Genomic DNA, 25,489 nt, shown 5'->3' on the forward strand with positions numbered 1-25,489 from the left:
CTTTGCCCAACCTGTCGTGTGCCCGGGGAAAGGACGCGACGTCATGTCACGATCGCCCGACCGGCAGGGTGCCCTTCCCGTCGGTGACCATGCCGATGCCCCCGCGGCCGGCCCGCAGCCGGCCGCCGCCCCCGCGCCACGGGCCGACCCCGGCGCGCCGCAGGACCCGGGGCTGCTGCCCTCCCTCGCCCCGCTCCTGCGGGAATGGCTGCCGCGGCAGCGGTGGTTCGCGGGGAAGGGGCGGCCCATCGTCGGGTTCGCCCTCGTATCCGCCACCGAGCTGCTCCCCCAGGCCCCCGGCGGCACCGCCCCGGGGCTGCTGCACCTGCTCGTGCGGGCCCGGCAGCCCGCGGCCGCGGGCCGGAACGGCGGCACCCAGGACTGCTATCAACTGCTGCTCGGCGTCCAGGACGTGCTGCCCCCGCAGCTGGCCGCGGCGCTCATCGGCCGCCCGGCCGACGGGCCGCTGCACGGCTGCACCCTCTACGAGGGGCTCGCCGACCCCCGGCTCGCCGCGCTCCTGCTGGAGCGGCTCCGGATGCCCGGCCGGCTCGGCCCGCTCCGTTTCAGCCGCGAAACGGACGCCGCCATCCCGCCCGGCCTCACGCCCCGCCTCCTGGGCACCGAGCAGTCCAACTCCTCGGCCGTGTACGGCGAAACGTATATCCTCAAGCTCTTCCGCCGCGTGGGCCCCGGCACCAACCCCGACCTCGAACTGCCCCGTGCACTCGCGAACGCCGGCTGCTCGCGCGTCCCCGCGCCCGCCGCCTGGTTCGAGGCCGCGCCGCCCGGCCCGGCCGGCGCGGAACCGATGACCCTGGGCGTGCTCCAGCCCTACCTCCCCGGCTCCGCCGACGGCTGGCAACTGGCCCTGGGCGCCCTGGCCGTGCGCGCCGACTTCACCGCCTCCGCACGCGCCCTCGGCCACGCCACGGCCGAGGTCCACCTGGCCCTGGCCGAGGCCCTGCCCACGGTCGTGCTGCGCCGCCCGCAGCTCGAACGCCTCGCCGCCGCCATGACCGGGCGCCTGGACGCCGCCGCCGACGCCGTGCCCGCACTGCGCCCGTACCGGACCGCCCTGCGCGGCGCCTACGAGGAACTCGCCGCGCTCGGCCGGGCCGGACGCACCTGGCGCGCCCAGCGCATCCACGGCGACCTGCACCTCGGCCAGGCGCTGCGCACGGCGGCGGACGGCCGCTGGTCGCTCATCGACTTCGAGGGCGAGCCCGCCCGCCCGCTGGCCGAGCGGCGCCGGCCGCAGCCGGTCGCCCGGGACGTCGCGGGCATGCTGCGCTCCTTCGACTACGCGGCGGCCGTCGGCCACGCGACCGGCACCGACTGGGCACAGCGCGCCCGCGACGCCTTCTGCGAGGGCTACGCCGCCGTGCACCACGACCCCCGCGAGGACCCCCGGCTGCTGCGGGCCCACGAGACCGACAAGGCCGTCTACGAGGTGCTGTACGAGGCCCGGCACCGCCCGGACTGGCTGCCCGTCCCGATGTCCGCGATCCACCGCCTCGCCGGGGTGCCCGCCCCCGGCCCGAACCCCGCATGACCGCGCACCCGACGCATTCCCCTGGGAGGACCACCCCGTGACCGCACGACCCCCGTCCGGCCCCGTCCCCTGCGACTCCGCCGGGGTCCCCGTCCCGGCGACGTTCCTGCCGGCCCGGTCCGGCGCCGTACCGAGGCCCTCGCGGGCGGCGGATCCGGGGCCGGGGTCCGACGCGCCCCGGGCCCATCCGGACCCGGTCCCGGTCCCGCTCCCTCCCCCGTGCCCGCGCCCGCGCCCGGCGCCCTCGACTCCCCTGCACCGCCGCCCCGTTGTCCCCCGGCCGGAGGCGACCCCCGGCGGCACCCGGCCCGCCGACCCGCTGGACGACGCCGACCGCGCGCGCCTGGTGCACGGCGCGCATCACGACCCGCACGCCCTGCTGGGCGCCCACCACGTGCCCGGCGGCATCCTCTTCCGCACCCTGCGCCCCTTCGCGCGCTCCGTGGCGGTCACCGCCAAAGGGCTCCGGGCGGAGCTGTTCGACGACGGGGACGGGCTGTTCTCCGGAGTCCTGCCGCTCAGCGAGATCCCCGACTACCGGCTCACGGTCGGGTACGAGGACGCGGACGACACCGGGCTCCACGACCCGTACCGCTTCCTGCCCGCCCTCGGCGAGCTCGACCTGCACCTGATCGGCGAGGGCCGGCACGAGGAGCTGTGGCGGGCGCTCGGCGCGCACCCGATGGTGCACGAGGGCGTGAACGGCACCCGGTTCACGGTGTGGGCGCCCAATGCTCAGGGCGTGCGCGTGGCGGGCGACTTCAACTACTGGGACGCCACCGGGCACCCCATGCGCTCGCTCGGCGCCACCGGCGTGTGGGAGCTGTTCCTGCCCGGCGTCGGCGAGGGCGCGCTGTACAAGTTCCGGATCACCCGCCCCGACGGCTCGCACACGCTGCGCGCCGACCCCATGGCCCGGCGCACCGAGGCCCCGCCCGCCACCGCGTCCGTCGTGCACGTCTCGCACCACCGCTGGCAGGACGGCGCCTGGATGGAGAGCCGGGGCGAACGGCCCGTCCACGAGGCCCCGTTCTCCGTCTACGAGGTGCACCTGCCGTCCTGGCGCCCCGGCCTCGGCTACCGGCAGCTGGCCGATCAGCTCCCCGCGTACGTCAAGGACCTCGGCTTCACGCACGTGGAGCTGCTGCCCGTCGCCGAGCACCCCTTCGGCGGCTCGTGGGGCTACCAGGTCACCGGCTTCTACGCCCCGACCGCCCGCCTGGGCACGCCCGACGACTTCAAGTACCTGGTGGACGCCCTGCACCGGGCCGGCATCGGGGTGCTCGTCGACTGGGTGCCCGCGCACTTCCCCAAGGACGACTGGGCGCTGGCCGCCTTCGACGGCCGCCCGCTGTACGAGCCCCAGGACCCGGTGCGGGCGGCCCATCCCGACTGGGGCACGCTGGAGTTCGACTACGGGCGCAAGGAGGTCCGCAACTTCCTGGTGGCGAACGCGGTCTACTGGTGCGAGGAGTTCCACGTCGACGGCCTGCGCGTGGACGCCGTCGCCTCGATGCTCTACCTCGACTACTCGCGCGGTCCGGGCCAGTGGACGCCGAACGTCCACGGCGGCCGGGAGAACCTCGACGCGGTCGCCTTCCTCCAGGAGATGAACGCGACGGTCTACCGCCGCTGCCCCGGCGTCGTCACCGTCGCCGAGGAGTCCACCGCCTGGGACGGCGTCACCCGCGCCACCCACCACACGGGCCCCGGCGGCTTCGGCGGCCTGGGCTTCGGCCTGAAGTGGAACATGGGCTGGATGCACGACTCCCTGCAGTACATGTCCAAGGAGCCGGTGCACCGCAAGTACCACCACGGCGAGATGACCTTCGCGATGGTGTACGCGTACAGCGAGAACTACGTGCTGCCCATCTCGCACGACGAAGTGGTGCACGGCAAGCGCTCGCTGGTGTCGAAGATGCCGGGCGACTGGTGGCGGCAGCGCGCCGACCACCGCGCGTTCCTGGGCTTCATGTGGGCCCACCCCGGCAAGCAACTCCTCTTCATGGGACAGGAGTTCGCCCAGGGGGCGGAGTGGTCGGAAGGCCACGGTCCGGACTGGTGGCTGCTCGACCCCTCGTACGCGGCCGAAGCCGACCACCGCGGCGTACGGAACCTGGTGCGCGACCTCAACGGGCACTACACCGCCACACCCGCCCTGTGGCAGCGGGACACCGTGCCGGACGGCTTCGAATGGGTCGACGGCGACGCGGCCGAGGACAACGTCTTCGCCTTCCTCCGCTACGACGCGGAGCGCTCGCCGCTCCTCGCGGTCTGCAACTTCTCCCCGGTCGTCCGGCACGGCTACCGGCTGGGCGTGCCGGCCGGGCACGCGGTGTGGGAGGAGATCCTGAACACGGACGCGGTGCGGTACGGGGGGAGCGGGATCGTCACCCCGGACCCGGTGAAGACGGAGGCGGCGGAGAGCCACGGCCGCCCGGTGAGCGTGACGCTGACGTTGCCGCCGCTGGGGACGGTGTGGCTGCGGCCGGGGCGGGAGAGCTGAGCGGTTCACTCTTTCGGGTGTACGGCAATGCCGGGCGGGCACGCCTCCGTCCCTCCCGATTCGCGCGCGGCCGGCCGCCGGACCACACTTGCCGTCCCTGCCGCTCGACCCGAAGGGAGCAGAGCGATGCGAATCAACCGACCACTTGCCGTCACCGCGGCCGCCTTCTGCGGCGCGCTCGCGCTCGGTGCAGGCCCTGCCGTCGCCGCCACCGCCGCACCACAGGCGGCGCCCGCCGCCGTGGCGGACGATCCCCCGCCGCCGCCGGGTACGGGCGATCCGGATCCCGGCGACGACGACGGCGGCGACGACCTGTCGATACCCGCTCTCGATTCCGTGGACCAGTATCTGGACGGCCTGGACGCAGGCCTGGACCAGTACATCGCCGGAGCCCTGGCGAGCTGAACGGCCGCCGCCGGTCCGGGACTTCGGCCCGGCGGCAACCGAGCAGGTATCGGACAAACCTGCCCTGCGGGGTTTCGGTGCATCCGGTACCGGCTCCGGCCGGCATACCCGCCCGGCCTGGGAAGGCTCGGGCGGGCGGACGGCCGGGGCGGTGGCCGCAAGCCGCCGCCCCGGCCGTCGACAGGGCCCTGACCCCCTGGACGTGGCCTGTCGGGGCTCCTAGTGTCCGCGGCGATGGGCGGCAGCGCGGTACGGCAACCGGGCTGTACCGAACATCCCGCCCCGGGCCCTCGGGAGGGGTCGATGACGATCCAGGCCACGTTCAACCGCTCCCAGCTCAAATGGGACACGTACATGTTCCTCGGGGACCAGTACCTGCTCTACAGCCTGACCGACAACGTCGTGCGCCTCGGCCCCCGGGCCATCAGCACGGGCTGGCCGGGCCTGCAGGACACCCAGTTCGCCGGCGCCATCGACGCCGCCGTGCCCTTCTCGTTCCGCTTCAACCCGGCGGCGATCACCCTGCCGGAGGAGAAGGACTACCTCTACATCTTCCGTGGCGACCAGTACGTGCGCTACGACGTGGCGAACGAGCAGATCCTCTACGGCCCGCTGGAGATCGCCCCGATGTGGCCGGGCATGAAGGACGCCGGGTTCGAGCGGGACCTCGACGCCGCGTTCCTCGACCAGGAGGACGTCCCCTTCGGGACCGTGGACACGTACTACTTCTTCAAGGGTGACAGGTTCGTCACCTACGACATCCTCGCGGACCGTGTGAACGGCGGCCCGTACCTCATCGCCGACAAGTGGCCCGGGCTCAAGGAGGCCGGTCTCGACCGCGACCTCGACGCGGTGGTCTACCAGATCATCCCCGCCCAGGTCCTGGCCGGGACGAAACGCCGGCTGTGCTACTTCGTCAAGGGCGACCAGGTGCTGCAGTTCGACCTCGACGAGTGGAAACCGCTGAGCGGCGCCCGCAGCATGTCCGACATGTGGCCCGGCCTCAAGGGCACCGCGTTCGCCTCGGCCGCGCCCGCGCCTCCCTTCCAACCGGTCAAGGCGCGCGCCGACTTCAGGATCAGCTTCGTCAACAGGGGCGAGTTCGAGCCCGAGCCCTACGGCTCGATCACGCTCGACATCAAGGACGGCAGCTACTTCCGCATCTGGACCCAGAAGAACCAGGGCAACGCCACCCCGACCCGCACCAGTGCGGCCCCGTCCATGAACCTGCCGTTCACCGCGGCCGACATCGCCAAGGTCGCCTGCTGGGTCGACGAGTACGACCTGGCCAGCGGCGACGACTTCCTCGCCCGCGGCAACACGGCCTTCACCGGCAACGGCTCCTACACCGTGAGCAGCGACGACGGCCACGTCACCGTCGACGTGACCATCACACCGGTCGCCTGACCCCGCCTCGGCCGCGGCGGCCGTCGGCCGCCGCGGCCGAGCGCACGGCGATCACCGGTCGACGTTGCGGATCATCCGCTGCAGGACGCTGAGCACGGTGGCGTACTCCTCGTCCGTGACGCCGTCGTGAATCTGCGAACGCGCCTGGGACATCAGTGCCTTGAGCTCTTCCTTCGCCTTCCGCCCCGCCTCCGTGAGGGTCAGGAGGCCGGTTCCGCCGACGGCGAGCCAGCCGCGGTGGAGGAGGGCGTCGACGGCGTGGCCCATGTCCTCCGCCCCCACGCCGTAGGGGAATCCGTCCGCCCGGGTGCAGAGCTCCGCACGGCCGAGGCCGTGTTCGGCGCCGTCCACGTGGACGAGCGTCCACCACTGCGGCTGGGTGACGTCCACCCGGGCCAGCGCATCGCGGGCGTGCCGGAGGATCGCCTGGGTGGTGGTCCAGGTCCAGTAGCCGACGGGCCGGCCGGCCGGTGCTTGTGTCGTCATGACCGGAACGCTAGAAACTCAACCGGGGTTGAGGTCAAGGGCGCCGTAGCGGGGGCAGCGCGCCCTTCAAGGCCCCCGCGCGCCCTCCCCCACAGGAGTGGGCCCACGTGCGCCGCGCCCCGTGCGGGGCAGTCTCCAGGCCGGCCCGTCCCCGAACTCCTGTCAGGAGTACGCCTTGAAGACCTTCCGCAGCATCGCGGTCACCGCCGTCCTCGCCCTGGGCGGCATCGCGCTCGCCGCACCCGCACAGGCCGCGGCCCCGCCGGCTCCGGCAGCGCCCGTCGTCGACAACCACGGCGACAACCACGGCGACGATCACGGCGGTGACCACGGCGGTGACCACGGTGGTGACCACGGTGGTGACCACGGCATCACCGACACCTTGTTCGCCCTCCTCGAGGCACTCCTGCCCGAGCTCGCAAGCAACGTCTGACCGCTCCGCCGGCGGAAACCCTCACTCTCCACGGGCGCAAACGAGGGTTTCCGCCGGCGGAGTCCGCGACTCCGCCCCAGCCGCCCCCGGCACGGGCACGGGCACCGCCTCGTCCGTCAACACCCCCTCGTCGAACGGCAGGCGTCCCGCCAGCACCTCCCGGCACCGGTCCCCGTCGATCTCCTTCATCCAGGTGCCGATCAGCACCGTCGCCACCGCGTTCCCCGCGAAGTTCGTCATCGCCCGGGCCTCGCTCATGAAGCGGTCGATGCCGACGATCAGGCCGACCCCGTCCACCAGGTCCGGGCGGTGCGACTGCAGGCCGCCCGCCAGCGTCGCCAGGCCCGCGCCCGTCACGCCCGCCGCGCCCTTCGAGGCGATCATCATGAACAGCAGCAGCGAGGCCTGCTGGGCCAGCGACAGCGGCTTGCCCATCGCCTCCGCCACGAACAGCGACGACATCGTCAGGTAGATGGCCGTGCCGTCCAGGTTGAACGAGTAGCCCGTCGGGACCGTGATGCCGACGACCGGGCGGCTCACGCCCAGGTGTTCCATCTTGGCGATCAGGCGCGGCAGCGCCGACTCCGACGAGGACGTGGAGAGGATCAGGAGGAACTCCCGCCCCAGGTACTTCAGCAGCGCGAAGACGTTCACCCCGGCCACCAGGCGCAGCAGCGCCCCCAGGACCACCACCACGAACAGCACGCACGTCACATAGAAGCCGATCATGATGACGGCCAGGGACTTCAGCGCATCCACGCCCGTCGCCCCGACCACCGCCGCGATCGCCCCGAACGCGCCCACGGGGGCGGCCCACATGATCATCGACAGGATCCTGAAGACCAGCTTCTGGATGTGGCCGATGCCCCGCAGCAGCGGCTCGCCGCTCGCGCCCATCGCCTGCAGGGCGAAGCCCGCCAGCAGCGCCACCAGCAGCGTCTGGAGCACCTCGCCGCCGGTGAAGGCGGACACCAGCGTGGTGGGGATGATGCCCAGCACGAAGTCCGCCGTCGACTCGCTCGCCCCCTTCGCCTGCGCCGCCCCCGCGTGCCGCAGGCTCTCGGTCAGGTGCAGGCTGCTGCCCGGCTCCAGGAGGTTGCCGACCAGGAGGCCGATCGCCAGCGCGACCGTGGACATCACGACGAAGTAGCCGAGGGCCAGGCCGCCCACCGCGCCGACCTTCGCCGCCTTCCGCACCGAGCCGATGCCCAGCACGATCGTGCAGAAGATGACGGGCGAGATCATCATCTTGATCAGGTTCACGAAGCCCGTGCCCAGCGGCTTGAGCTGGACGGCCACGCCGGGTGCGGCGAAGCCGAGGACGATGCCCGCGAGCACCGCCGCGATCACCGCGAGGTAGAGGTAGTGCGTCCGGTCCCGGCGGCGCCCGGGGGTGTCCGGCGCCGATGTCTGCGCTGCCATGGCCATGGGGGTGGTCTCCTCGCCATCGAGGTCGTGCTCGGTACGTGCCCCGCTCCCGCACGAGTGGGGCACCGCGAACTATGCATCGCGATGTGACCGTGGTCACGCTTCCGTGCATTACGTTCATGAAGGCACCAGCGGGCAGAATTCCGGCCATGCGCAAACCCCGCATACGACGCCCCCGCAGTCTGGCGGGTCAGCTGTTCGCGATGCAGATCGTGCTGGTCGTCCTGGTGGTGGCCGGGTGCGCCGCGTTCGCCTACGTCTCCGACCACAACGAGGCCCAGGAGGCCGCCCGTCGCGAGGCGACGGCCGCGGCCACGGCCGTCGCGGCCTCGCCCGCCGTACGCTCGGCCGTACGCTCGCCGGATCCGGCGGCCGTCCTCCAGCCGTACGCGGAGCAGGTGCGGCACGAGACGGACGTCGACTTCGTCACGATCATGAGCCCGGGCGGCATCCGCTGGACACATCCCGACCCGACCCGCATCGGCGAGCGCTTCCTCGGCCACACCGGGCCCGCGCTGGAGGGGCGGACGTTCTCCGAGACGTACACCGGGACCCTGGGCCCGTCCGTGCGCGTCGTCGCACCCGTGCGGGACGCCGACGGGACGGTCACCGCGCTCGTCGCCGCGGGCATCACGGTCGACGCGATCAGTGCGCAGATGCGTCACCAGGCCATGGCCCTGGCGGCGGTGGCCCTGCTCGTGCTGCTGCTCGGCGGCGCCGGGACGTACCTGCTCAACGGGCGGCTGCGGCGGCACACGCACGGCATGAACGCCACCGAGCTCAGCCACATGCACGACTACCACCAGGCCGCGCTGCACGCGGTGCGCGAGGGCCTGCTGATGCTCGACGGGCAGCAGCGCATCGCGCTCGTCAACGACGGCGGGCGCGAACTGCTGGGCCTGCGGGGCGACTGCATCCACCGCCACGTCGGCGAGCTGGGGCTGCCCGCGTCCCTCACCGAGGCGCTGCTCTCCCCCGGCCCGCGCGTCGACGAGGTGCACCTGACCGCGGACCGGACGGTCGTCCTCAACACCTCGCCGGTCTCCAGCGGCGAGCGCCGCGGCACCGTCGTCACCCTGCGCGACCACACCGAACTCCAGTCGCTGTCCGGCGAGTTGGACTCCGTGCGCGGCTTCGCCGAGGCGCTGCGCTCGCAGGCGCACGAGGCCGCGAACCGGCTGCACGCCGTGGTCTCGCTCATCGAACTCGGCCGCACGGACGAGGCCGTGGAGTTCGCCACCGCGGAACTGGAGCTCGCCCAGGCCCTGACCGACCGCGTCGTGGAGGCCGTGGCCGAGCCGGTGCTCGCCGCGCTGCTGCTCGGCAAGGCCGCCCAGGCCAACGAGCACGGCGTGGAGCTGGTGATGACGCCGGACACCCGGATCGACGACGGGCTGCTGCCGGCCGGCCTGCCCGCCCGCGATCTCGTGACCGTCCTCGGCAACCTGATCGACAACGCTGTCGACGCCGCCCGCGACGTCCGCGGGACCGGCCAGGTCACCGTCACCGTGCGGGCCGACGCACAGGCGGGCGAACTGCTGCTGCGCGTCGGCGACTCGGGGCCGGGCGTGGCCCCCGACGCCGTGGACGAGGTGTTCCGGCGCGGCTGGTCCACCAAGGTGCCGGCCGGGGCGGACCGCGGCGGCGCCCACGGCCGCGGGCTCGGGCTCGCCCTCGTCCAGCAGGCCGCCCGCCGCAACGGCGGCACGGTCGGGCTCGGCCGGTCCCCGTCCGGCGGCGCCGAGTTCACCGTCCGGCTGCCGCTGGGCCGGCCCGGCCGCACCCGGAACGACACCGCCGAAGACGACCCCACAGGAGTACGCGCATGAGCACAGCCCAGCCGACGACCCCGGGCGCCGCGCCCGTCCCGCCCGGCCCCGCCATCAAGGTCCTCGTCGTCGAGGACGACCCCGTCGCCGCGGACGCGCACGCGCTCTACGTGAGCCGGGTGCCCGGCTTCGCCGTGGCCGGCGTGGTGCACTCGCGGAACGACGCCACGCAGTTCCTCAAACGCACGGCCGTCGACCTGCTGCTCCTCGACCTCTACCTGCCCGACGGGCACGGCCTCCAGCTCGTCCGCTCGCTGCGCAGCGCGGGCCACGGGGCGGACGTCATAGCCGTGACGTCCGCCCGCGACCTGGCCGTGGTGCGGGAGGGCGTCTCGCTGGGGGTCGTGCAGTACGTGCTCAAGCCGTTCACGTTCGCCACGCTGCGGGACCGGCTCGGCCGGTACGCGGAGTTCCGTGCGGCCGTGGGCGAGGCGAGCGGGCAGGAGGAGGTGGACCGCGCGCTGGCCGTGCTGCGCGCCCCGCAGCAGGCCGCGCTCCCCAAGGGCCTCTCGGTGGACACCCTGAACACGGTCACCGAGGCGCTGCGCAAGGCCGACGCCGAGGGCGTCTCGGCGGGGGCGGTCGCCGAGGCGGTGGGCGCCTCGCGGATCACGGCGCGCCGCTATCTGGAGTACCTGGTGGAATCCGGGCGGGCGGCCCGCGCACCGCAATACGGGCAGGTCGGGCGCCCGGAGCTGCTGTACCGGTGGCTGAGCCGGGGCTGACCGACGCGTGCGCGGGGGCGCGGAAGGGAACGTACGTCCTCAGAGTCGGACGACAGCCGGACATCGGGAGGTCCTGCCGTGCGCCCCACCGCCCCTGCACTCATCGCCGTCACCGTCGTCCTCGGCACGCTCCCCGCCTGCGGGGGTGATGCCAACGGCAGCCCGGACACCGTGAAGATCGCCTATCAGCGCACCACGGACAGCAAGGTGCGGACGATGGACGACTTCCTGGCCAGGGTGAAGAAGCAGTTCGAGCGGGACCACCCGGGCAAGCACCTCGAACCGGTGCCGATCCAGGCGGCCCAGGAGGACTACTACGCCAAGGTCCAGCAGATGATGCGGTCCGCGAAGACCGCGCCGGACCTGGTCCACGAGGACACCTTCCTCATCAACTCCGACATCAAGGCGGGCTATCTGAGACCACTGGACGACAAGCTGGCGGGCTGGAAGGACTGGAGCCGCTTCGCCCCGACGGCGAAGGCGGCCGCCCGGGCCGAGGACGGGAAGACGTACGGCGTCCCGGACGGGACGGACACCCGGGGCCTGTGGTTCAACAAGGAGATCTTCGCCAGGGCCGGGCTCCCGGCGGACTGGCAGCCGCGCACCTGGCAGGACGTCCTCGACGCGGCCCGCACCGTCAAGCGCAAGGTGCCCGGCGTCATCCCGCTCAACGTCTACACGGGCAAGGCCGCCGGCGAGTACGCCACCATGCAGGGCTTCGAGATGCTGCTGTACGGGACGGGCGCGGACCCCCTCTACAAGCCGTCGGAGCGGAAGTGGGTGACCGGCAGCAAGGGCTTCCGGGACGCGCTGGAGTTCGTGCGCACGGTCTACGCGGAGAAGCTCGGGCCCGACCCGTCGGACGCGCTCGACCCCAACATCGACTCCCGGGTGGCCTCCGACTTCCTGCCCTCGGGGAAGCTCGCGATCGACCTGGACGGCTCCTGGCTCGGCAAGAACTGGCAGCCGGGCAGCGGGCATCCGTGGCCGCAGTGGCCGAAGGTGATGGGACAGGCGGCCTTCCCCACGCAGAACGGCCAGGACCCGCGCGTGGTCAGCCTGTCCGGCGGCTGGACGTGGGCGATCAGCGCCAAGTCCCGCAAGGCGGACCTGGCGTGGCAGGCGGTCGAGGAGCTGCAGAACATGGCCAACGCGACCGACTGGACGGTGCGGGACGGCCAGATCGCGGTGCGCACGGACGTCGCCGCGGACCCGCAGTACCTGCAGTCGCTGCCGGGCATCCGCTTCTTCACGGGACTGGTCGCCTACACGCACTACCGTCCGGCCCTGCCCGTCTATCCGCAGGTCTCCAGTGCCATCCGGGACGCGATGGAGTCCGTGACGACGGGGGACGCGACGGCGGCGGTGGCGGCGCAGCGCTATGACGGCGCGCTGAAGTCGATCGCCGGGCGGTGAGGGCGGTGACCGGTTCGCGCACCGCGCGCTGGCTGCCGCTCGCGCCGGCGACCGCACTGCTGCTGCTCTTCCTCGCCGGGCCCATCGCCTACTGCGTGTACCTCGCCTTCACGGACATGCAGCTCACCGGCCAGGCCTCCGCCTCCTTCGTCGGCTTCGCCAACTTCCGCCGGGCCTTCGGGGATCCGGGCTTCCGCAATGCGGTGGGGATGACGCTGGTCTTCACCGTGGTGTCGTCGCTCGTGGGCCAGAACAGCCTGGGCTTCGCGCTGGCGGCCCTGATGCGGCGCGCCTCGAAGGCGGTGCGGACGGCCGTGGGCACGGTGGTGGTCGCGGCGTGGGTGCTGCCGGAGATCGTGGCGGCGTTCCTGCTGTACACGTTCTTCAACCGGCGCGGCACGCTCGACGCCATCCTGGAGTGGCTCCATCTGCCCACGCAGAACTGGCTGTTCACGCTGCCGATCCTGGCGGTCTCGTTCGCGAACGTGTGGCGCGGCACGGCCTTCTCCATGCTGGTGTACTCGGCCGCGCTGGACGGCATCCCGCAGGACGTGACGGAGGCGGCGGAGGTCGACGGCGCGCGGGGCCTGCGCCGCTTCTGGCACGTCACACTGCCGATGATCCGGCGGTCGGTCGGGACGAACCTGATGCTCAACACCCTGCAGACACTGTCGGTGTTCGGCCTGATCTGGGCGATGACGCGCGGGGGGCCGGGCAATCGGAGCGAGACGCTGCCGGTGTTCATGTACGACCAGGCCTTCTTGAAGGCGCTGATCGGGTACGGGACGGCGGTGGCGCTGCTGTTGTTGTTGGTGGGGGCGGGGTTCTCCATGGTGTATCTGCGGCTGATGCGGGATGAGGTGTGACGCCGGACGGAGCCGCGACACGGGGCCGCAGGCCCCGCACCGCGCCCCCCTGGCCGCCCCGGTACCTACTGCGGCGGCTCCGGCTTGATGATCGCGAACGGCGCCCCGAACGGGTCCGTCAGCCAGCACATCCGGCCGACGTCCTGGACGTCGGCCGCCGGCATCAGGACCGTGCCGCCGGTGCCCTGCGCCCTGGTGACGGTCGCGTCCACGTCGTCCACCGAGAAGTACGGTATCCAGCGCGTCTCCTCCGCGTCGCTCTGCAGCCCGGCGAGGCCGCCGAAGGACGCGTCCTGCTGATCGCCCTCCCCCGTGGACAGCACCGTGTACGCCATGCCCGGCATGTCCATCGCCCGCGAGCGCCAGCCGAACACCGCCTTGTAGAAGCCGACGGCGCCGGCCGGATCCCCGGTGTGGAGTTCCGCCCAGCACAGGGCGTCGGACTCCGAGGCCTTCTCCAGGCCCTTGACCGCGGCCGGCTGCCAGACGGCGAAGTCCGCACCGCCGGAGTCGGTGAAGTGGGCCATCCGTCCGGCCTCGAAGACGTCGAACGGGGCGCTGCGCACCCGCCCGCCGTTCTGCTCCACGGCCTTGGCCGTGGCCTCCGCGTCCGATGTCCGGAAGTACAGCGTCCACGCCGGGCTCGCGCCCTCCTCCGTGAGGGGGCCGAGCGCCGCGACGGTCTTGCCGTCCTTCCGGAAGAACCCGTAGCCCCCGGAGTCCGGACCCGCGGACTCGAATTCCCAGTCGAAGACCGCGGTGTAGAAGGCGGCGGCCGCATCGGTGTCGGGACTGCCCAGGTCGAGCCAGTTCGGTGAGCCGGTGACGAAGTCTGTGGTGAGCATGGTGGGTGCCCCTTCGACGGATTCGCGCCGGGCTGCCCCGGCGCGATTCAGTCTGGCACCGGCCACTGACACTCGCGCGGCGCGCGACGGGTTCACCCGGTCGGACTACGCCGCCTGTCTCCGCCGGATCGCCATGGGCGGCGTACGGGGTGACGATGGAGGCGAAGAGCCGTTCATGACGCCGGACGCAGGAGGCACACCATGACCACGGCCAAGGACATCATGCATCCCGGTGCTCACTGGATTACCAAGAGTGACACCCTTCAACATGCGGCCCAGCTGATGCGCCAGCTCAACGTCGGCGCCCTGCCCGTCGGCGACGAGACCCACAACGAGCGGTTGTGCGGGATCATCACCGACCGCGACATCGTCGTGAAGTGCGTGGCGGAAGGCCGCAACGCGGCCGAGTGCAAGGCCTCGGACGTCATCGAGGGCACGCCGCGCTGGATCGAGGCGGACGCCGACATCGAGGACGTCCTCCACGAGATGGAGAGCCACCGGATCCGCCGGCTGCCGGTCATCGAGAACAAGCGCATGGTCGGCATGATCAGCGAGGCCGACCTGGCCCGGCACCTGCCGGACAACCAGCTCGCCGAGTTCGCCGGCCACATCTACTCCCCGGCACCGGTGCAACGGTGAGCCCGGCGGGGCGCCGCGGGTGAGGCCGGCGACCGACCTCACCGAGGCTGCCGCGGGCGGGGACGTCGCGCTATCCTCCGAGCGCCGCACGCGCACGGAGGTGGCCGTCATGCCCTCGCTCTCCGCCCGTCGCATCCGTCAACGGCTCGCCGCCGACGCCGCATTGCTCGTGGTGGCGGCAGCCTTCGCCATCCCCCTCGTGTGGCTGCTGAGCGCCTCCGTGGACGGCGCGGCAGGGCTGCGCGTGCGCCTCCCGGCGGCCCCGACGGGGGACAACTTCTCGGCGGTGCTGACCGACGAGATCACCTTCACGCCCATGCTCAACAGCCTGCTGCTGTGCGGCGGGGCGACCCTCCTGACGGTGGTCTGCGCGGCGCTCGCCGCGTACCCGCTCTCGCGCTACCGCTCGCGGTTCACGCGCCCGTACCTGATGGGCGTGCTGTTCGCGACCTGCCTGCCGATGACGGCGATCATGGTGCCGGTCTACGGGCTCTTCGTCCGCGTCGACCTCATCGACACCGTCTACGGCACGGCGCTCTTCCTCGCGGCCGCGCAACTGCCCTTCGCGATCTGGCTGATGAAGAACTTCATGGACGGCGTGCCGACGGTCCTGGAAGAGGCCGCGTGGACGGACGGGGCAGGCCGGTTCCAGGCGCTCGTACGGGTCATTCTGCCGCTCATGGGGCCGGGCCTCACAGTCGTGACTATCTACAGTTTCATCATGATGTGGGGCAATTTCTTCGTGCCGTTCATGCTGCTGCTGTCCCCCGACAAACTGCCCGCGTCCGTCAGCATCTTCACGTTCTTCGGCAACTACGGGCAGGTCGCGTACGGGCAGCTCGCGGCGTTCTCGATCCTCTACTCCACGCCCGTGGTGCTGCTGTACGCGCTCATCGCGCGCCGCCTCGGCGGCGGATTCGCGCTGGGTGGAGCGGTGAAGGGCTGACCGCCCGCCCGCGCTCGGGCACACGGCGAGCCCCGCCGTCCGGACCAGAACGGCGGGGCGCCACCACTTCGGATGACCGGCCCTGGGGTTCCCCCGTTCTCCCCCGTGCTGCCCAGGGCCGCCCGCATCTCCGGACCTGTCCCGAAACCACTGATGGGAGCAGGTCCCGCCTTGACTGCGGACATCCATGAAGGTACTCACTGGGCCGTCCGTCAGCTATGCGGAAAACGCGGATCTCGGCCGGAGAACGCGGTCTTCCGTGGGGAGCCCCGATGAGTGAACCCGACGAACCCGACGCAGACGCCCACGACCCGGCACTCGCCGCCGACGATCCCGGCGGCAGCATGCGCACGCTGGTGCGCGGCCAGAGCCTGGAGGAGACCCAGGCGATCATCAGCGGTGCGTACAGCCCGTACCGGCTCAGCGTGCTGGGCAGCGCCGACGCCTTCTCCGCGTGGTACGCCGAGGGCGGCTTCCCCGGCGTGACCGTCTCCGGGCTGCAGTACGGCGGAGCCGTGACCCTGGTGGACCCGCAGCCGCTCACCTCGTACCTGCTCGTCTGCCGGCTCAGCCACGGCAAGGTCAGAGTGGTGTCGCCGGGGCGCGAGGAGCGGGTCGTCTCGGCCGGGGAGACCTATGTGCTCGACCCGTACCGCAAGTTCCAGGTGTTCTGGGAGAGCGGGGCGCGGATGACGACCGTGCGGCTCTCGCGCGAGACGGTCGAGGCGGCGGCCGGCCAGGCGCTCGGCGGCGACGGGCCGGTCCGGGCCCGGTTCTCCCTCAACGGGGCCGTCTCACCGGCGGCGGTGCGCAGTTGGGAGGGCATCTCCGCGGCGCTGCACCGCGAGGTGCTCGGCGAGGGCGTCGCCCAGCACAGCCCGATCGTGGCGGCGCAGCTGACACAGGCGGCGGCCGCCATCCTCATGGAGACGCACGAGCTGATCACCCCGGGCGTGGACGTCCGCCGCACGGGCACCGTCGCGCACCCCGCGGTGCGCCGGGTGATGGCCCTGGCCCAGGAGCGGGCCGACGAGCCGCTGACGCTGGCGGACCTGGCCGCGACGGCCCGGGTCAGCCCGCGCGCCCTGCAGGAGGCGTTCCGCCGCTATCTGGACACCACACCGCTCGGCTATCTCCGCGAGGTCCGGCTGGCCCGGGCCCACGAGGAGCTGGCCGCTGCGCGGGGCGACGGCGACGTCACGGTCTCCGACGTGGCCTTCCGCTGGGGGTTCTCCAACCTGGGCCGCTTCGCGGCGGTCTACCAGCGGCGCTACGGGCATGCACCGTCGACGACGCTACGCACCTAGGGCGTGTCCGATGGGTCGGTGCGGGTCCTGCGGCGTCTGGTGCGGTGCATCGCAAGGCGGAGCATCATCCGCGTACTGGGCGTACTCGGGTGATGCGACAACGCGGCGAGGCGCCGTACCTGGGGGCACCTCCTGGGGGCACCTCCTGGGGGCACCCCCAGCGGTAGCTGGGGGAGGTAGCTGGGGGAGGTAGCTGGGGGAGCGCCGCAGGGCCCGTGCCGACCCATCGGACACGCCCTGGGGGACGCGCCCCGGAGGGGCGCGGGTCTGTATCGATTTGCGGCTCCGCCGCGTGGGCGCGACCAGCCACGACGAGCCCGCAGCCGAATGCATCCCCGGGATGACGGTGTCCGTCTGAAGGACTACGGACGGACGCCCCTCCCGACCGAAAGTCCGACGCCGGATTCCGGTCGTACGGCTGAGGTAAAGGCGGTTGGCGGCGCAGAGGATGGAATCACCGATTCCACCCCCTCCCGAGGAGCCCCCGTGTCCCGTGCGACGGCCTTCCCCGTCCCTCCCGTCCCCGTCGGCGCCGCCGCGGCCCGTGCCACCGGCCTCAGCAAGGTCTACGGCCACGGCGAGACCCGGGTGGCCGCCCTGGACGCGGTCGACGTGGAGTTCCGCCGAGCGGAGTTCACGGCGATCATGGGCCCGTCGGGCTCCGGCAAGTCGACGCTGATGCACTGCATGGCCGGGCTCGACTCGATCTCCGCCGGCTCCGCCCGGATCGGCGAGGTCGAGCTGGGCACGCTGGACGACCGCCGGCTGACCCGGCTGCGCCGGGACAAGGTCGGCTTCATCTTCCAGGCGTTCAACCTGCTGCCGACGCTGACGGCCCTGGAGAACATCACGCTCCCCATGGACATCGCCGGCCGCAGGCCCGACGCCGAGTGGGTGGAGCGGATCGTCGCGACGCTGGGCCTGTCCGGGCGGCTCGCGCACCGCCCGTCGCAGCTCTCCGGCGGCCAGCAGCAGCGTGTGGCCGTGGCCCGCGCGCTCGCCGCCAAGCCCGAGATCATCTTCGCGGACGAGCCCACCGGCAACCTCGACTCCCGCTCCGGCACCGAACTGCTGGGCTTCCTGCAGGAGTCGGTGCGGGTGCTGGGACAGACGGTCGTCATGGTCACCCACGACCCCGTCGCCGCCTCCTACGCGGACCGCGTGGTCTTCCTCGCCGACGGCCGCATCGTGGACGAGATGCACGAGCCGACCGCCGGCGCGGTGCTCGACCGCATGCGCCTCTTTCCCGGGGGAAACCCCCGGACCCCCGCATTCGAAACCAAGGGCCGTACGAACTGACCCGCTTGCCGCCTGCCGCTCACAACCTCCAGGACGACACCCACTGATGCTTCGTACAGCCCTGCGCAACGTCCTTGCGCAAAAGACCCGGCTGATGATGACCGCCCTCGCGGTCCTCCTCGGCACCGCCTTCGTCTCCGGCACGCTGATCTTCAGCGACTCCGTCGAGGGCGCCTTCCGCAACAAGATGGCCAAGAGCCTCGACGACGTCGCCGTCCAGGTGACCCCCGGGATGCCCGGCACCGATGCGCAGGACGGCCGCGCGCTCGACTCCCGCGTGGTGGACACCGTCGGCGCGCTGCCGGGCGTGGCCTCCGTGCGCCCGTCCGTCACCGGCGTCGTCGTGGTCGCCGACAAGCAGAACAACCCGGCCGGCAGCGACTGGGGCAGCACCGGCGCCAACTACGTGCCCGGCAAGGACGGCAAGGACAGCCGCTACCCGCTCGTGTCGGGACGCGGCCCGGCCGCCGAGGGCGAGATCGCCCTGGACGGGAAGACGGCCGGGAAGACCGGCGCCAAGGTCGGCGACACCGTGCGGCTGGCCGTCGACGGGCCGGTGCTGACGAAGAAGCTGGTCGGCATCGTCGAGACCGACGACCCGCGGGTCACCTCCGGCGGCAGCCTCGCACTGTTCGACACCGCGACCGCGCAGAAACTCCTCGGCAAGAAGGGCGAGTTCAGCGAGCTCGTCGTGACCGCGAAGCCCGGCACGGACCAGCAGCAGCTGACCGCCAAGGTGCGCGAGGTGCTGCCGAAGACCTTCGAGGCACAGAGCGGCGCGCAACTGGCGGCCGACCAGTCGAAGATGATCGACCGCGAGACCAGCTCGATCCGCAACACCTTCCTGGTGTTCGCCGGGATCTCCCTGTTCGTCGGCGTGTTCATCATCGCCAACACCTTCACCATGCTCATCGCCCAGCGCAGCCGGGAGATCGCCCTGCTGCGGGCCGTCGGCGCCTCGCGCCGCCAGGTGGTGCGCTCGGTGCTGGCCGAGGCCGCGATCCTCGGCCTGGTCGCCTCGGCCGGGGGCTTCGCCCTGGGGCTCGGCATAGCCGTCGGCCTGCCGAAGCTGCTGAAGTCGACCGGTGCGGAACTGCCGGACGGGCCGCTGGTGATCGAGCCGTCCGTCGTGCTGACCGCGCTCGCGGTGGGCGTCGTGGTGACGGTCCTGGCCGCGTGGCTGCCGTCGCGCAAGGCCGCGAAGATCGCCCCCGTCGAGGCGCTGGCCGGCGTGGACCAGGCCCCTGCGGCACGCAGTCTGATCGTCCGCAACTCCCTGGGCGCGGCGCTCACTTCGCTGGGCGTGGCCCTGATGCTGTACGTCACCACGCTGCGCGACGTCGGCGGCCTGACGTACGCCATGGCGGGCGCGGGGCTGACCCTCGCGGGCGTCATCGTCCTGGCGCCGCTGCTGTCCCGCCCGTTCGTGCACCTCTTCGGCAAGGCGGCCATGCGGTTCTCGGGCGTGAGCGGCAAGCTCGCCAAGGAGAACGCGCTGCGCAACCCGCGCCGCACGGCCGCCACGGCCTCGGCGCTGATGATCGGCCTCACCCTGATCACCGGCCTGACCGTGGGCGCGGTCTCCGCGAACCAGGGCATCGCCGAGATGGGCCCGCAGCAGCTGACCGCCGACTTCAAGGTCAAGTCGTCGAGCTACCTGGGGCTTTCGCCCGAGGTCGGCAAGACGGTGGCGAAGCAGCCCGGCGTGACCGCGGCGGTCCCGCTGCGCTCGACGGGCTTCCAGTCGGAGGAGCAGCCGGCGCTGGCGATGGCGACGGACGTGGCGCAGCTCGGCAAGGTCGCGGACGTGCGTGTCACGGACGGCACGCTGTCCGGCGTGCGGGGCACGGGCGCGGTGGCCGTCTCGGCGAAGTTCGCCAAGGCGCATGCGCTGAAGGTCGGTTCGACGGTGCAGATGTCGTTCCACGACGGCAAGAAGGCCGCTCCGAAGGTCGTCGCGGTCTACGCGGACAACGACGTGCTGGGCGCGGTCCTCTCGGCCCCCGCCCTGATCGACCCGCACCTGGACCGCGTCCGCGACGACGAGATCCTGGTGAAGGCGGCCCCCGGCCGGGCGGCCGGCCTGCCCGGCAAGATCAAGGACGCCCTGGGCGGCAACCCGCTCGTCAAGGTCGAGACCCCCGAGGACCTGCGGCGCCAGGCGGCCGGGAGCATCGACCCCATCCTCAACCTGTCCTACGGACTGCTGGGCATGGCCGTCCTCATCGCGGTCATCGGCGTGGTCAACACCCTTGCCATGTCGGTCTTCGAGCGCACCCGTGAGATCGGCATGCTGCGCGCCATCGGCATGGCCCGCCGCGAGGTGAAGCAGATGGTGCGCCTGGAGTCCGTGATGATCGCGATGTTCGGCGCGGTCCTGGGCGTCGGCGTCGGCATCTTCCTCGCCTGGTCGGGCGGCCACCTGCTGCGCTCGTCCTTCCCCCAGTACGAGATGACCGTCCCGTGGGCCCGCCTCGGCCTCTTCCTGCTGATGGCCCTGGCAGTGGGCGTCCTCGCAGCGATCTGGCCGGCACGACGAGCGGCGAAACTGAACATGCTGGAGTCGATAGGGGCCCAGTAACGCAAAATTCCCCGCGCCCCGAAAGGGGCGCGGGGCTGTATCTATTTGCGGCTCCGCCGCGTGGGCGCGACAAGCCACGACGAACCCGCAGCCGAAGTACCGCCTAAAACACGGACTCCGCCTCGTCCATCCGGTCCTCCGGCACCCGCTTCAGCTCGGTCACCGCGTCAGCGATCGGCACCATGCGAATGTCGGTCCCCTTGAGGGCCGTCATCTTGCCGAACTCGCCCCGGTGCGCAGCCTCCACCGCGTGCCAGCCGAACCGCGTGGCGAGCACACGGTCGTACGCGGTGGGCGTACCGCCGCGCTGGACGTGGCCCAGGATGACGGGACGGGCTTCCTTCCCGAGCCGCATCTCCAGCTCGCGGGCGAGCGCGGTGCCGATGCCGGCGAAGCGCTCGTGGCCGAACTGGTCTATGGCGCCCTTGGCGTAGTCCATCGAACCCTCGGCCGGGTGCGCGCCCTCGGCGACGCAGATGACGGCGAACTTCTTGCCGCGCGCGAAGCGCTCCTCCACCATCGAGACGAGGTCGGCCGGGTCGAAGGCGCGCTCCGGCAGGCAGATGCCGTGGGCACCGCCGGCCATGCCGGACTCCAGGGCGATCCAGCCGGCGTGCCGGCCCATGACCTCGACGACCATCACGCGCTGGTGCGACTCGGCGGTGGTCTTGAGGCGGTCGATGGCGTCCGTCGCGACGCCGACGGCGGTGTCGAAGCCGAAGGTGCGGTCGGTGGAGGAGATGTCGTTGTCGATGGTCTTGGGCACACCGACGACGGGCAGGCCCGCGTCCGAGAGCATCCGGGCGGCGGTCAGGGTGCCCTCGCCGCCGATGGGGATGAGGACGTCGATGCCGTACTCGCGGGCGAGTTCCTTGGAGCTCTCGCACGCCTCGCGCAGCCGGGCGCGCTCCAGGCGGGAGGAGCCGAGGATGGTGCCGCCGCGGGCCAGGATGCCGCTGACCGCGTCGAGGTCGAGTTTCCGGTGGCGTCCGTCGAGCAGGCCCTTGAAGCCGTCCTCGAAGCCGATGACCTCGTCGCCGTGGCCGGCCACCGCGCGGTGCACGACCGAGCGGATGACAGCGTTCAGGCCGGGGCAGTCGCCGCCCGCGGTGAGGACTCCGATGCGCATCGTGCTGTGTCTCCTGCTCGCTACTGGTACCTGTGAGCCGCGCCGATTGTTTCACGGCCCGGCCGCTGCTGCCGCATTCCGTCACCCCCGACCTGACGCGCGCCTTATCCACGGGCGCAGGTATTGTCAAGGGGGCAAGCCCACCCTAACGGGTTTATTTTCATGATCAGCAACACGTCGAAGCATCGAGACCCATCAAGGAGAGCACGCGTGACGCGCAGCGTGTACGTGACCGGGACCGACCGGGGCGACGGGCGCCAGGTCATCGAGCTGGGAGTCATGGAACTCCTGACCCGACAGGTGGACCGGGTGGGCGTCTTCCGCCCGCTGGTGCACGGCGACGGGCCGGACAGGCTCTTCGAGCTGCTGCGGACCCGCTACCGGCTCGACCAGTCGCCCGAGACCGTCTACGGCCTGAGCTACGCCGAGGCCTCCGCCCTGCAGGCCGAGCGCGGCACGGACGAGCTGGTCTCCTCCCTCGTCGAGCGCTTCCACGCCGTGGCCCGCCGGTACGACTTCGTGCTCGTGCTCGGCACCGACTACGCGGGCTCCCAGCTCCCCGACGAGCTGGCCCTCAACGCCCGTCTCGCCAACGAGTTCGGCGCCTCCGTGATCACGGTCGTCGGCGGCCAGCAGCAGGCGGCCGAGTCGGTGCGCGCCGAGGCCCGCAACGCCTACCGCGCCTACGCGACCCTGGGCTGCGACGTCGTCGCCCTGGTCGTCAACCGGGTCTCCCCCGCCGACCGCGAGGCCGTCGCCGAGCAGCTCGCCGGGAGCCTGCCGGTGCCGTGCTTCGCGCTCCCCGAGGACTCCTCGCTCTCCGCCCCGACCGTGGGGCAGATCGTGCAGAACCTGGGCGCCGAGGTGCTGCTGGGCGACGCGGCCGGACTGGACCGCGACGCCCGCGACTTCGTCTTCGGCGGCGCGATGCTGCCGGTCTTCCTGCCGGCCCTGACCGAGGGCTGCCTCGTCGTCACCCCCGGCGACCGTGTGGACCTGATCGTCGGCGCCCTCGCCGCACACAGCGCCGGCGCCCCCAACATCGCGGGCGTGCTGCTGACGCTGGACGAGCGCCCGGGCCCGGACATCCTCGCCCTGGCCGGCCGGCTGGCCCCGGGCACCCCGGTGATCTCCGTGCCGGGCGGCTCGTTCCCGACCGCGGCCGAGCTGTTCTCCATCGAGGGCAAGCTGGGCGCCCAGTCGCCGCGCAAGGCCGAGACCGCGCTCGGCCTCTTCGAACGGCACGTGGACACCGCCGCGCTGGCGAACCGTATCTCCGTCGCCGGCTCGGGCCGCGTCACGCCGATGATGTTCGAACACAACCTCATCGAGCGCTCCCGCTCCGCCCGCCGCCGCGTGGTCCTGCCCGAGGGCACCGAGGAGCGCGTGCTGCGCGCCGCCGACGTGCTGCTGCGCCGCGACGTCTGCGACCTCACCCTGCTGGGCGAGGAGGACGCCGTCCGCAAGCGCGCCGCCGAGCTCGGCATCGACCTGGGCGGGGCGCAGGTCATCGACCCGCAGACCTCCCCGCTGCGCGAGCGCTTCGCCGAGATCTACGCCAAGGCCCGCGCCCACAAGGGTATGACCGTGGAGCTGGCGCACGACGTCGTCGCCGACGTCTCCTACTTCGGCACCCTGATGGTCCAGGAGGGCCTGGCCGACGGCATGGTCTCCGGCGCGGTGCACTCCACCGCCGCCACCATCCGCCCCGCCTTCGAGATCATCAAGACCGCGCCGGGCGCCCAGATCGTCTCCTCGGTCTTCTTCATGTGCCTGGCCGACCGGGTCCTGGTCTACGGCGACTGCGCGGTCAACCCCGACCCGAACGCCGAGCAGCTGGCGGACATCGCCATCCAGTCCGCCGCCACCGCCACCCAGTTCGGCGTGGAGCCGCGGATCGCGATGCTCTCGTACTCCACCGGCACCTCCGGCTCCGGCGCGGACGTCGACAAGGTCCGCCGGGCCACCGAGCTCGTCCGCGAGCGCCGCCCCGACCTGCTGGTCGAGGGCCCGATCCAGTACGACGCCGCCGTGGACGCCGCGGTCGCGAAGACCAAGCTCCCCGGCTCCGAGGTCGCGGGCAAGGCCACGGTGCTGGTCTTCCCCGACCTCAACACCGGCAACAACACCTACAAGGCCGTGCAGCGGTCGGCCGGCGCGGTCGCGGTCGGCCCGGTGCTGCAGGGTCTGCGCAAGCCCGTCAACGACCTCTCCCGCGGCGCGCTGGTGCAGGACATCGTGAACACCGTCGCCATCACCGCCATCCAGGCGCAGGGCGAGCAGCCCAGCGAGCGCACCGAGCCCTGATGCGGCCGCCGGGGCCGGGGCGCACACCCCGGCCCCGGCGCCGTCCAAGCCCTCACCACCCCCACACGGAAAGCTCCCCAGCCCTTCATGACTGCCAACGCCACCCGGGTCCTCGTCCTCAACTCCGGCTCCTCGTCCGTCAAGTACCAGCTGCTCGACATGGCCGACGGCACCCGGCTGGCCGTCGGCCTCGTCGAGCGCATCGGCGAGCAGACCTCGCGGCTCGCCCACACCCCGCTGGCGAACGGCGGCGCCAAGCGCGAGATCACCGGCCCGATCGCCGACCACCGGGCGGCCCTGGAGGCCGTGGCCGCCGAGCTGGCCGCCGACGGGCTCGGCCTGGACTCCCCCGAGCTGGCCGCGATCGGCCACCGCGTCGTGCACGGCGGCAGCGAGTTCACCGAGCCGACCCTGATCACCGACGAGGTGCTGGCTCACATCGAGGCCCTGATCCCGGTCGCCCCGCTGCACAACCCGGCCAACGTCACCGGCATCCGCACCGCGCAGACGCTGCGCCCGGACCTGCCGCAGGTCGCGGTCTTCGACACCGCCTTCCACACGACGATGCCGGAGTCGGCCGCCCGGTACGCCATCGACGTGGAGACCGCCGACGCGCACATGATCCGCCGCTACGGCTTCCACGGCACCTCGCACGCCTACGTCTCCCGCGAGACGGCGAAGCTGCTGGGCAAGGACCCGTCCGAGGTCAACGTGATCGTGCTGCACCTGGGCAACGGCGCCTCGGCCTCGGCCGTGCGCGGCGGCCGCTGCGTGGACACCTCCATGGGCCTGACCCCGCTGGAGGGCCTGGTCATGGGCACCCGCTCCGGCGACCTCGACCCGGCCGTGATCTTCCACCTGGCGCGGAACGCCGGGATGTCCGTCGACGAGATCGACTCGCTCCTGAACAAGAAGAGCGGTCTGATCGGACTGTGCGGCGACAACGACATGCGCGAGATCCGCCGGCGCATCGACGAGGGCGACGAGCAGGCGCAGCTCGCCTTCGACATCTACGTGCACCGGCTGAAGAAGTACATCGGCGCCTACTACGCGGTGCTCGGCAAGGTCGACGCCGTCGCCTTCACGGCGGGCGTGGGCGAGAACGCGGCGCCCGTGCGCGAGGCCGCCGTGGCGGGCCTGGAGGAGCTGGGCCTGGCCGTGGACCCGGCCCGCAACGCGGAGCGGTCCGGCGACGCCCGTCTGATCTCCCCGGACTCGGCCCGGGTCGCGGTCGCCGTGGTCCCGACCGACGAGGAGCTGGAGATCGCCACGCAGGTGTACGCACTGGTCAGCGCTTGATCACTTCCTGACCACCTCTTGATCACCTTGTGAACAGCGATGTGTACACCGAGCGTTCCTCGGTCGTTCCCACAGCTCGAA

Annotated in this window: 20 protein-coding genes; 16 read left to right on the forward strand and 4 right to left on the reverse strand. The window is 72.2% G+C overall.

The features are described from left to right. Positions 1-43 precede the first annotated feature (43 nt). From ACLHRZ_RS21320 to ACLHRZ_RS21335, 4 genes are all read left to right on the forward strand, one after another. Positions 44-1,555, forward strand: coding sequence for a maltokinase N-terminal cap-like domain-containing protein (locus ACLHRZ_RS21320; RefSeq protein WP_490420087.1), 1,512 nt, complete (start codon positions 44-46; stop codon positions 1,553-1,555). 253 nt (positions 1,556-1,808) lie between these two features. Further along, a complete protein-coding gene (gene glgB, locus ACLHRZ_RS21325; RefSeq protein WP_490420216.1) occupies positions 1,809-4,061 on the forward strand; it encodes a 1,4-alpha-glucan branching enzyme in 2,253 nt (750 codons plus the stop codon). Positions 4,062-4,187: 126 nt separating this feature from the next. Next, complete coding sequence (locus tag ACLHRZ_RS21330; RefSeq protein ID WP_490420088.1) at positions 4,188-4,466, forward strand: hypothetical protein; 279 nt, start codon at positions 4,188-4,190, stop codon at positions 4,464-4,466. A 303-nt stretch (positions 4,467-4,769) separates the two neighbouring features. After that, a complete protein-coding gene (locus tag ACLHRZ_RS21335; protein WP_490420089.1) occupies positions 4,770-5,873 on the forward strand; it encodes a hemopexin repeat-containing protein in 1,104 nt (367 codons plus the stop codon). Between the two features lie 51 nt (positions 5,874-5,924). Here the strand turns inward: ACLHRZ_RS21335 and ACLHRZ_RS21340 are convergent, their stop codons facing one another. Next, positions 5,925-6,359: a MarR family winged helix-turn-helix transcriptional regulator gene (locus ACLHRZ_RS21340; RefSeq protein WP_490420090.1), complete on the reverse strand. Its 435-nt coding sequence runs from the start codon at positions 6,357-6,359 to the stop codon at positions 5,925-5,927. A gap of 175 nt (positions 6,360-6,534) precedes the next feature. Here ACLHRZ_RS21340 and ACLHRZ_RS21345 point away from each other — a divergent pair, with 175 nt between their 5' ends. Further along, on the forward strand, positions 6,535-6,792 hold the full coding sequence (locus ACLHRZ_RS21345; RefSeq protein WP_490420091.1) for a hypothetical protein: 258 nt from the start codon (positions 6,535-6,537) through the stop codon (positions 6,790-6,792). A gap of 21 nt (positions 6,793-6,813) precedes the next feature. On the opposite strand, the gene ACLHRZ_RS21350 is transcribed toward ACLHRZ_RS21345, so the two are convergent. Next, positions 6,814-8,214, reverse strand: coding sequence for a cation:dicarboxylate symporter family transporter (locus tag ACLHRZ_RS21350; protein ID WP_490420217.1), 1,401 nt, complete (start codon positions 8,212-8,214; stop codon positions 6,814-6,816). Positions 8,215-8,369: 155 nt separating this feature from the next. On the opposite strand from ACLHRZ_RS21350, the gene ACLHRZ_RS21355 reads away from it, so the two are divergent. The 4 genes from ACLHRZ_RS21355 to ACLHRZ_RS21370 all read left to right on the forward strand — a co-directional run bounded on the left by ACLHRZ_RS21355 (position 8,370) and on the right by ACLHRZ_RS21370 (position 13,056). Beyond that, positions 8,370-10,049, forward strand: coding sequence for a sensor histidine kinase (locus tag ACLHRZ_RS21355; RefSeq protein ID WP_490420092.1), 1,680 nt, complete (start codon positions 8,370-8,372; stop codon positions 10,047-10,049). Further along, a complete protein-coding gene (locus ACLHRZ_RS21360) occupies positions 10,046-10,774 on the forward strand; it encodes a response regulator (protein WP_490420093.1) in 729 nt (242 codons plus the stop codon). The genes ACLHRZ_RS21355 and ACLHRZ_RS21360 overlap by 4 nt, the downstream gene beginning before the upstream one ends. A gap of 78 nt (positions 10,775-10,852) precedes the next feature. Continuing rightward, positions 10,853-12,190, forward strand: coding sequence for an extracellular solute-binding protein (locus tag ACLHRZ_RS21365; RefSeq protein WP_490420094.1), 1,338 nt, complete (start codon positions 10,853-10,855; stop codon positions 12,188-12,190). A 5-nt stretch (positions 12,191-12,195) separates the two neighbouring features. After that, positions 12,196-13,056 carry a carbohydrate ABC transporter permease gene (locus ACLHRZ_RS21370; protein ID WP_490420095.1) on the forward strand — a complete coding sequence of 287 codons (861 nt, stop codon included), beginning with the start codon at positions 12,196-12,198 and terminating at the stop codon, positions 13,054-13,056. A 65-nt stretch (positions 13,057-13,121) separates the two neighbouring features. On the opposite strand, the gene ACLHRZ_RS21375 is transcribed toward ACLHRZ_RS21370, so the two are convergent. Beyond that, on the reverse strand, positions 13,122-13,901 hold the full coding sequence (locus ACLHRZ_RS21375) for a VOC family protein (protein ID WP_490420096.1): 780 nt from the start codon (positions 13,899-13,901) through the stop codon (positions 13,122-13,124). A 201-nt stretch (positions 13,902-14,102) separates the two neighbouring features. On the opposite strand from ACLHRZ_RS21375, the gene ACLHRZ_RS21380 reads away from it, so the two are divergent. The 5 genes from ACLHRZ_RS21380 (at position 14,103) to ACLHRZ_RS21400 (ending at position 20,673) form a co-directional block, all read left to right on the forward strand. Further along, on the forward strand, positions 14,103-14,540 hold the full coding sequence (locus ACLHRZ_RS21380; RefSeq protein WP_490420097.1) for a CBS domain-containing protein: 438 nt from the start codon (positions 14,103-14,105) through the stop codon (positions 14,538-14,540). 109 nt (positions 14,541-14,649) lie between these two features. After that, positions 14,650-15,486, forward strand: a complete 837-nt coding sequence (locus tag ACLHRZ_RS21385; RefSeq protein WP_490420218.1) for a carbohydrate ABC transporter permease — start codon at positions 14,650-14,652, stop codon at positions 15,484-15,486. A 272-nt stretch (positions 15,487-15,758) separates the two neighbouring features. Further along, entirely contained in the window at positions 15,759-16,793 is a 1,035-nt protein-coding gene (locus ACLHRZ_RS21390; RefSeq protein ID WP_490420098.1) for an AraC family transcriptional regulator, read from the forward strand. A 486-nt stretch (positions 16,794-17,279) separates the two neighbouring features. Next, a complete protein-coding gene (locus tag ACLHRZ_RS21395; RefSeq protein ID WP_490420099.1) occupies positions 17,280-18,092 on the forward strand; it encodes an ABC transporter ATP-binding protein in 813 nt (270 codons plus the stop codon). Between the two features lie 46 nt (positions 18,093-18,138). Continuing rightward, positions 18,139-20,673, forward strand: a complete 2,535-nt coding sequence (locus ACLHRZ_RS21400; protein WP_490420100.1) for an ABC transporter permease — start codon at positions 18,139-18,141, stop codon at positions 20,671-20,673. A 103-nt stretch (positions 20,674-20,776) separates the two neighbouring features. Here ACLHRZ_RS21400 and ACLHRZ_RS21405 read toward each other — a convergent pair whose 3' ends face one another. Beyond that, positions 20,777-21,802, reverse strand: a complete 1,026-nt coding sequence (locus tag ACLHRZ_RS21405; RefSeq protein WP_490420101.1) for an ATP-dependent 6-phosphofructokinase — start codon at positions 21,800-21,802, stop codon at positions 20,777-20,779. 210 nt (positions 21,803-22,012) lie between these two features. On the opposite strand from ACLHRZ_RS21405, the gene pta reads away from it, so the two are divergent. Together pta and ACLHRZ_RS21415 are read left to right on the forward strand one after the other, a co-directional pair. Beyond that, complete coding sequence (pta, locus tag ACLHRZ_RS21410) at positions 22,013-24,109, forward strand: phosphate acetyltransferase (RefSeq protein ID WP_490420102.1); 2,097 nt, start codon at positions 22,013-22,015, stop codon at positions 24,107-24,109. Positions 24,110-24,196: 87 nt separating this feature from the next. Further along, the gene (locus ACLHRZ_RS21415) at positions 24,197-25,408 is read left to right on the forward strand and encodes an acetate kinase (RefSeq protein WP_490420103.1); all 1,212 of its coding nucleotides are present in this window, start codon (positions 24,197-24,199) and stop codon (positions 25,406-25,408) included. Positions 25,409-25,489: the final 81 nt, after the last annotated feature.

The sequence above is a fragment of the Streptomyces sp. AM25 genome, from assembly GCF_058146165.1.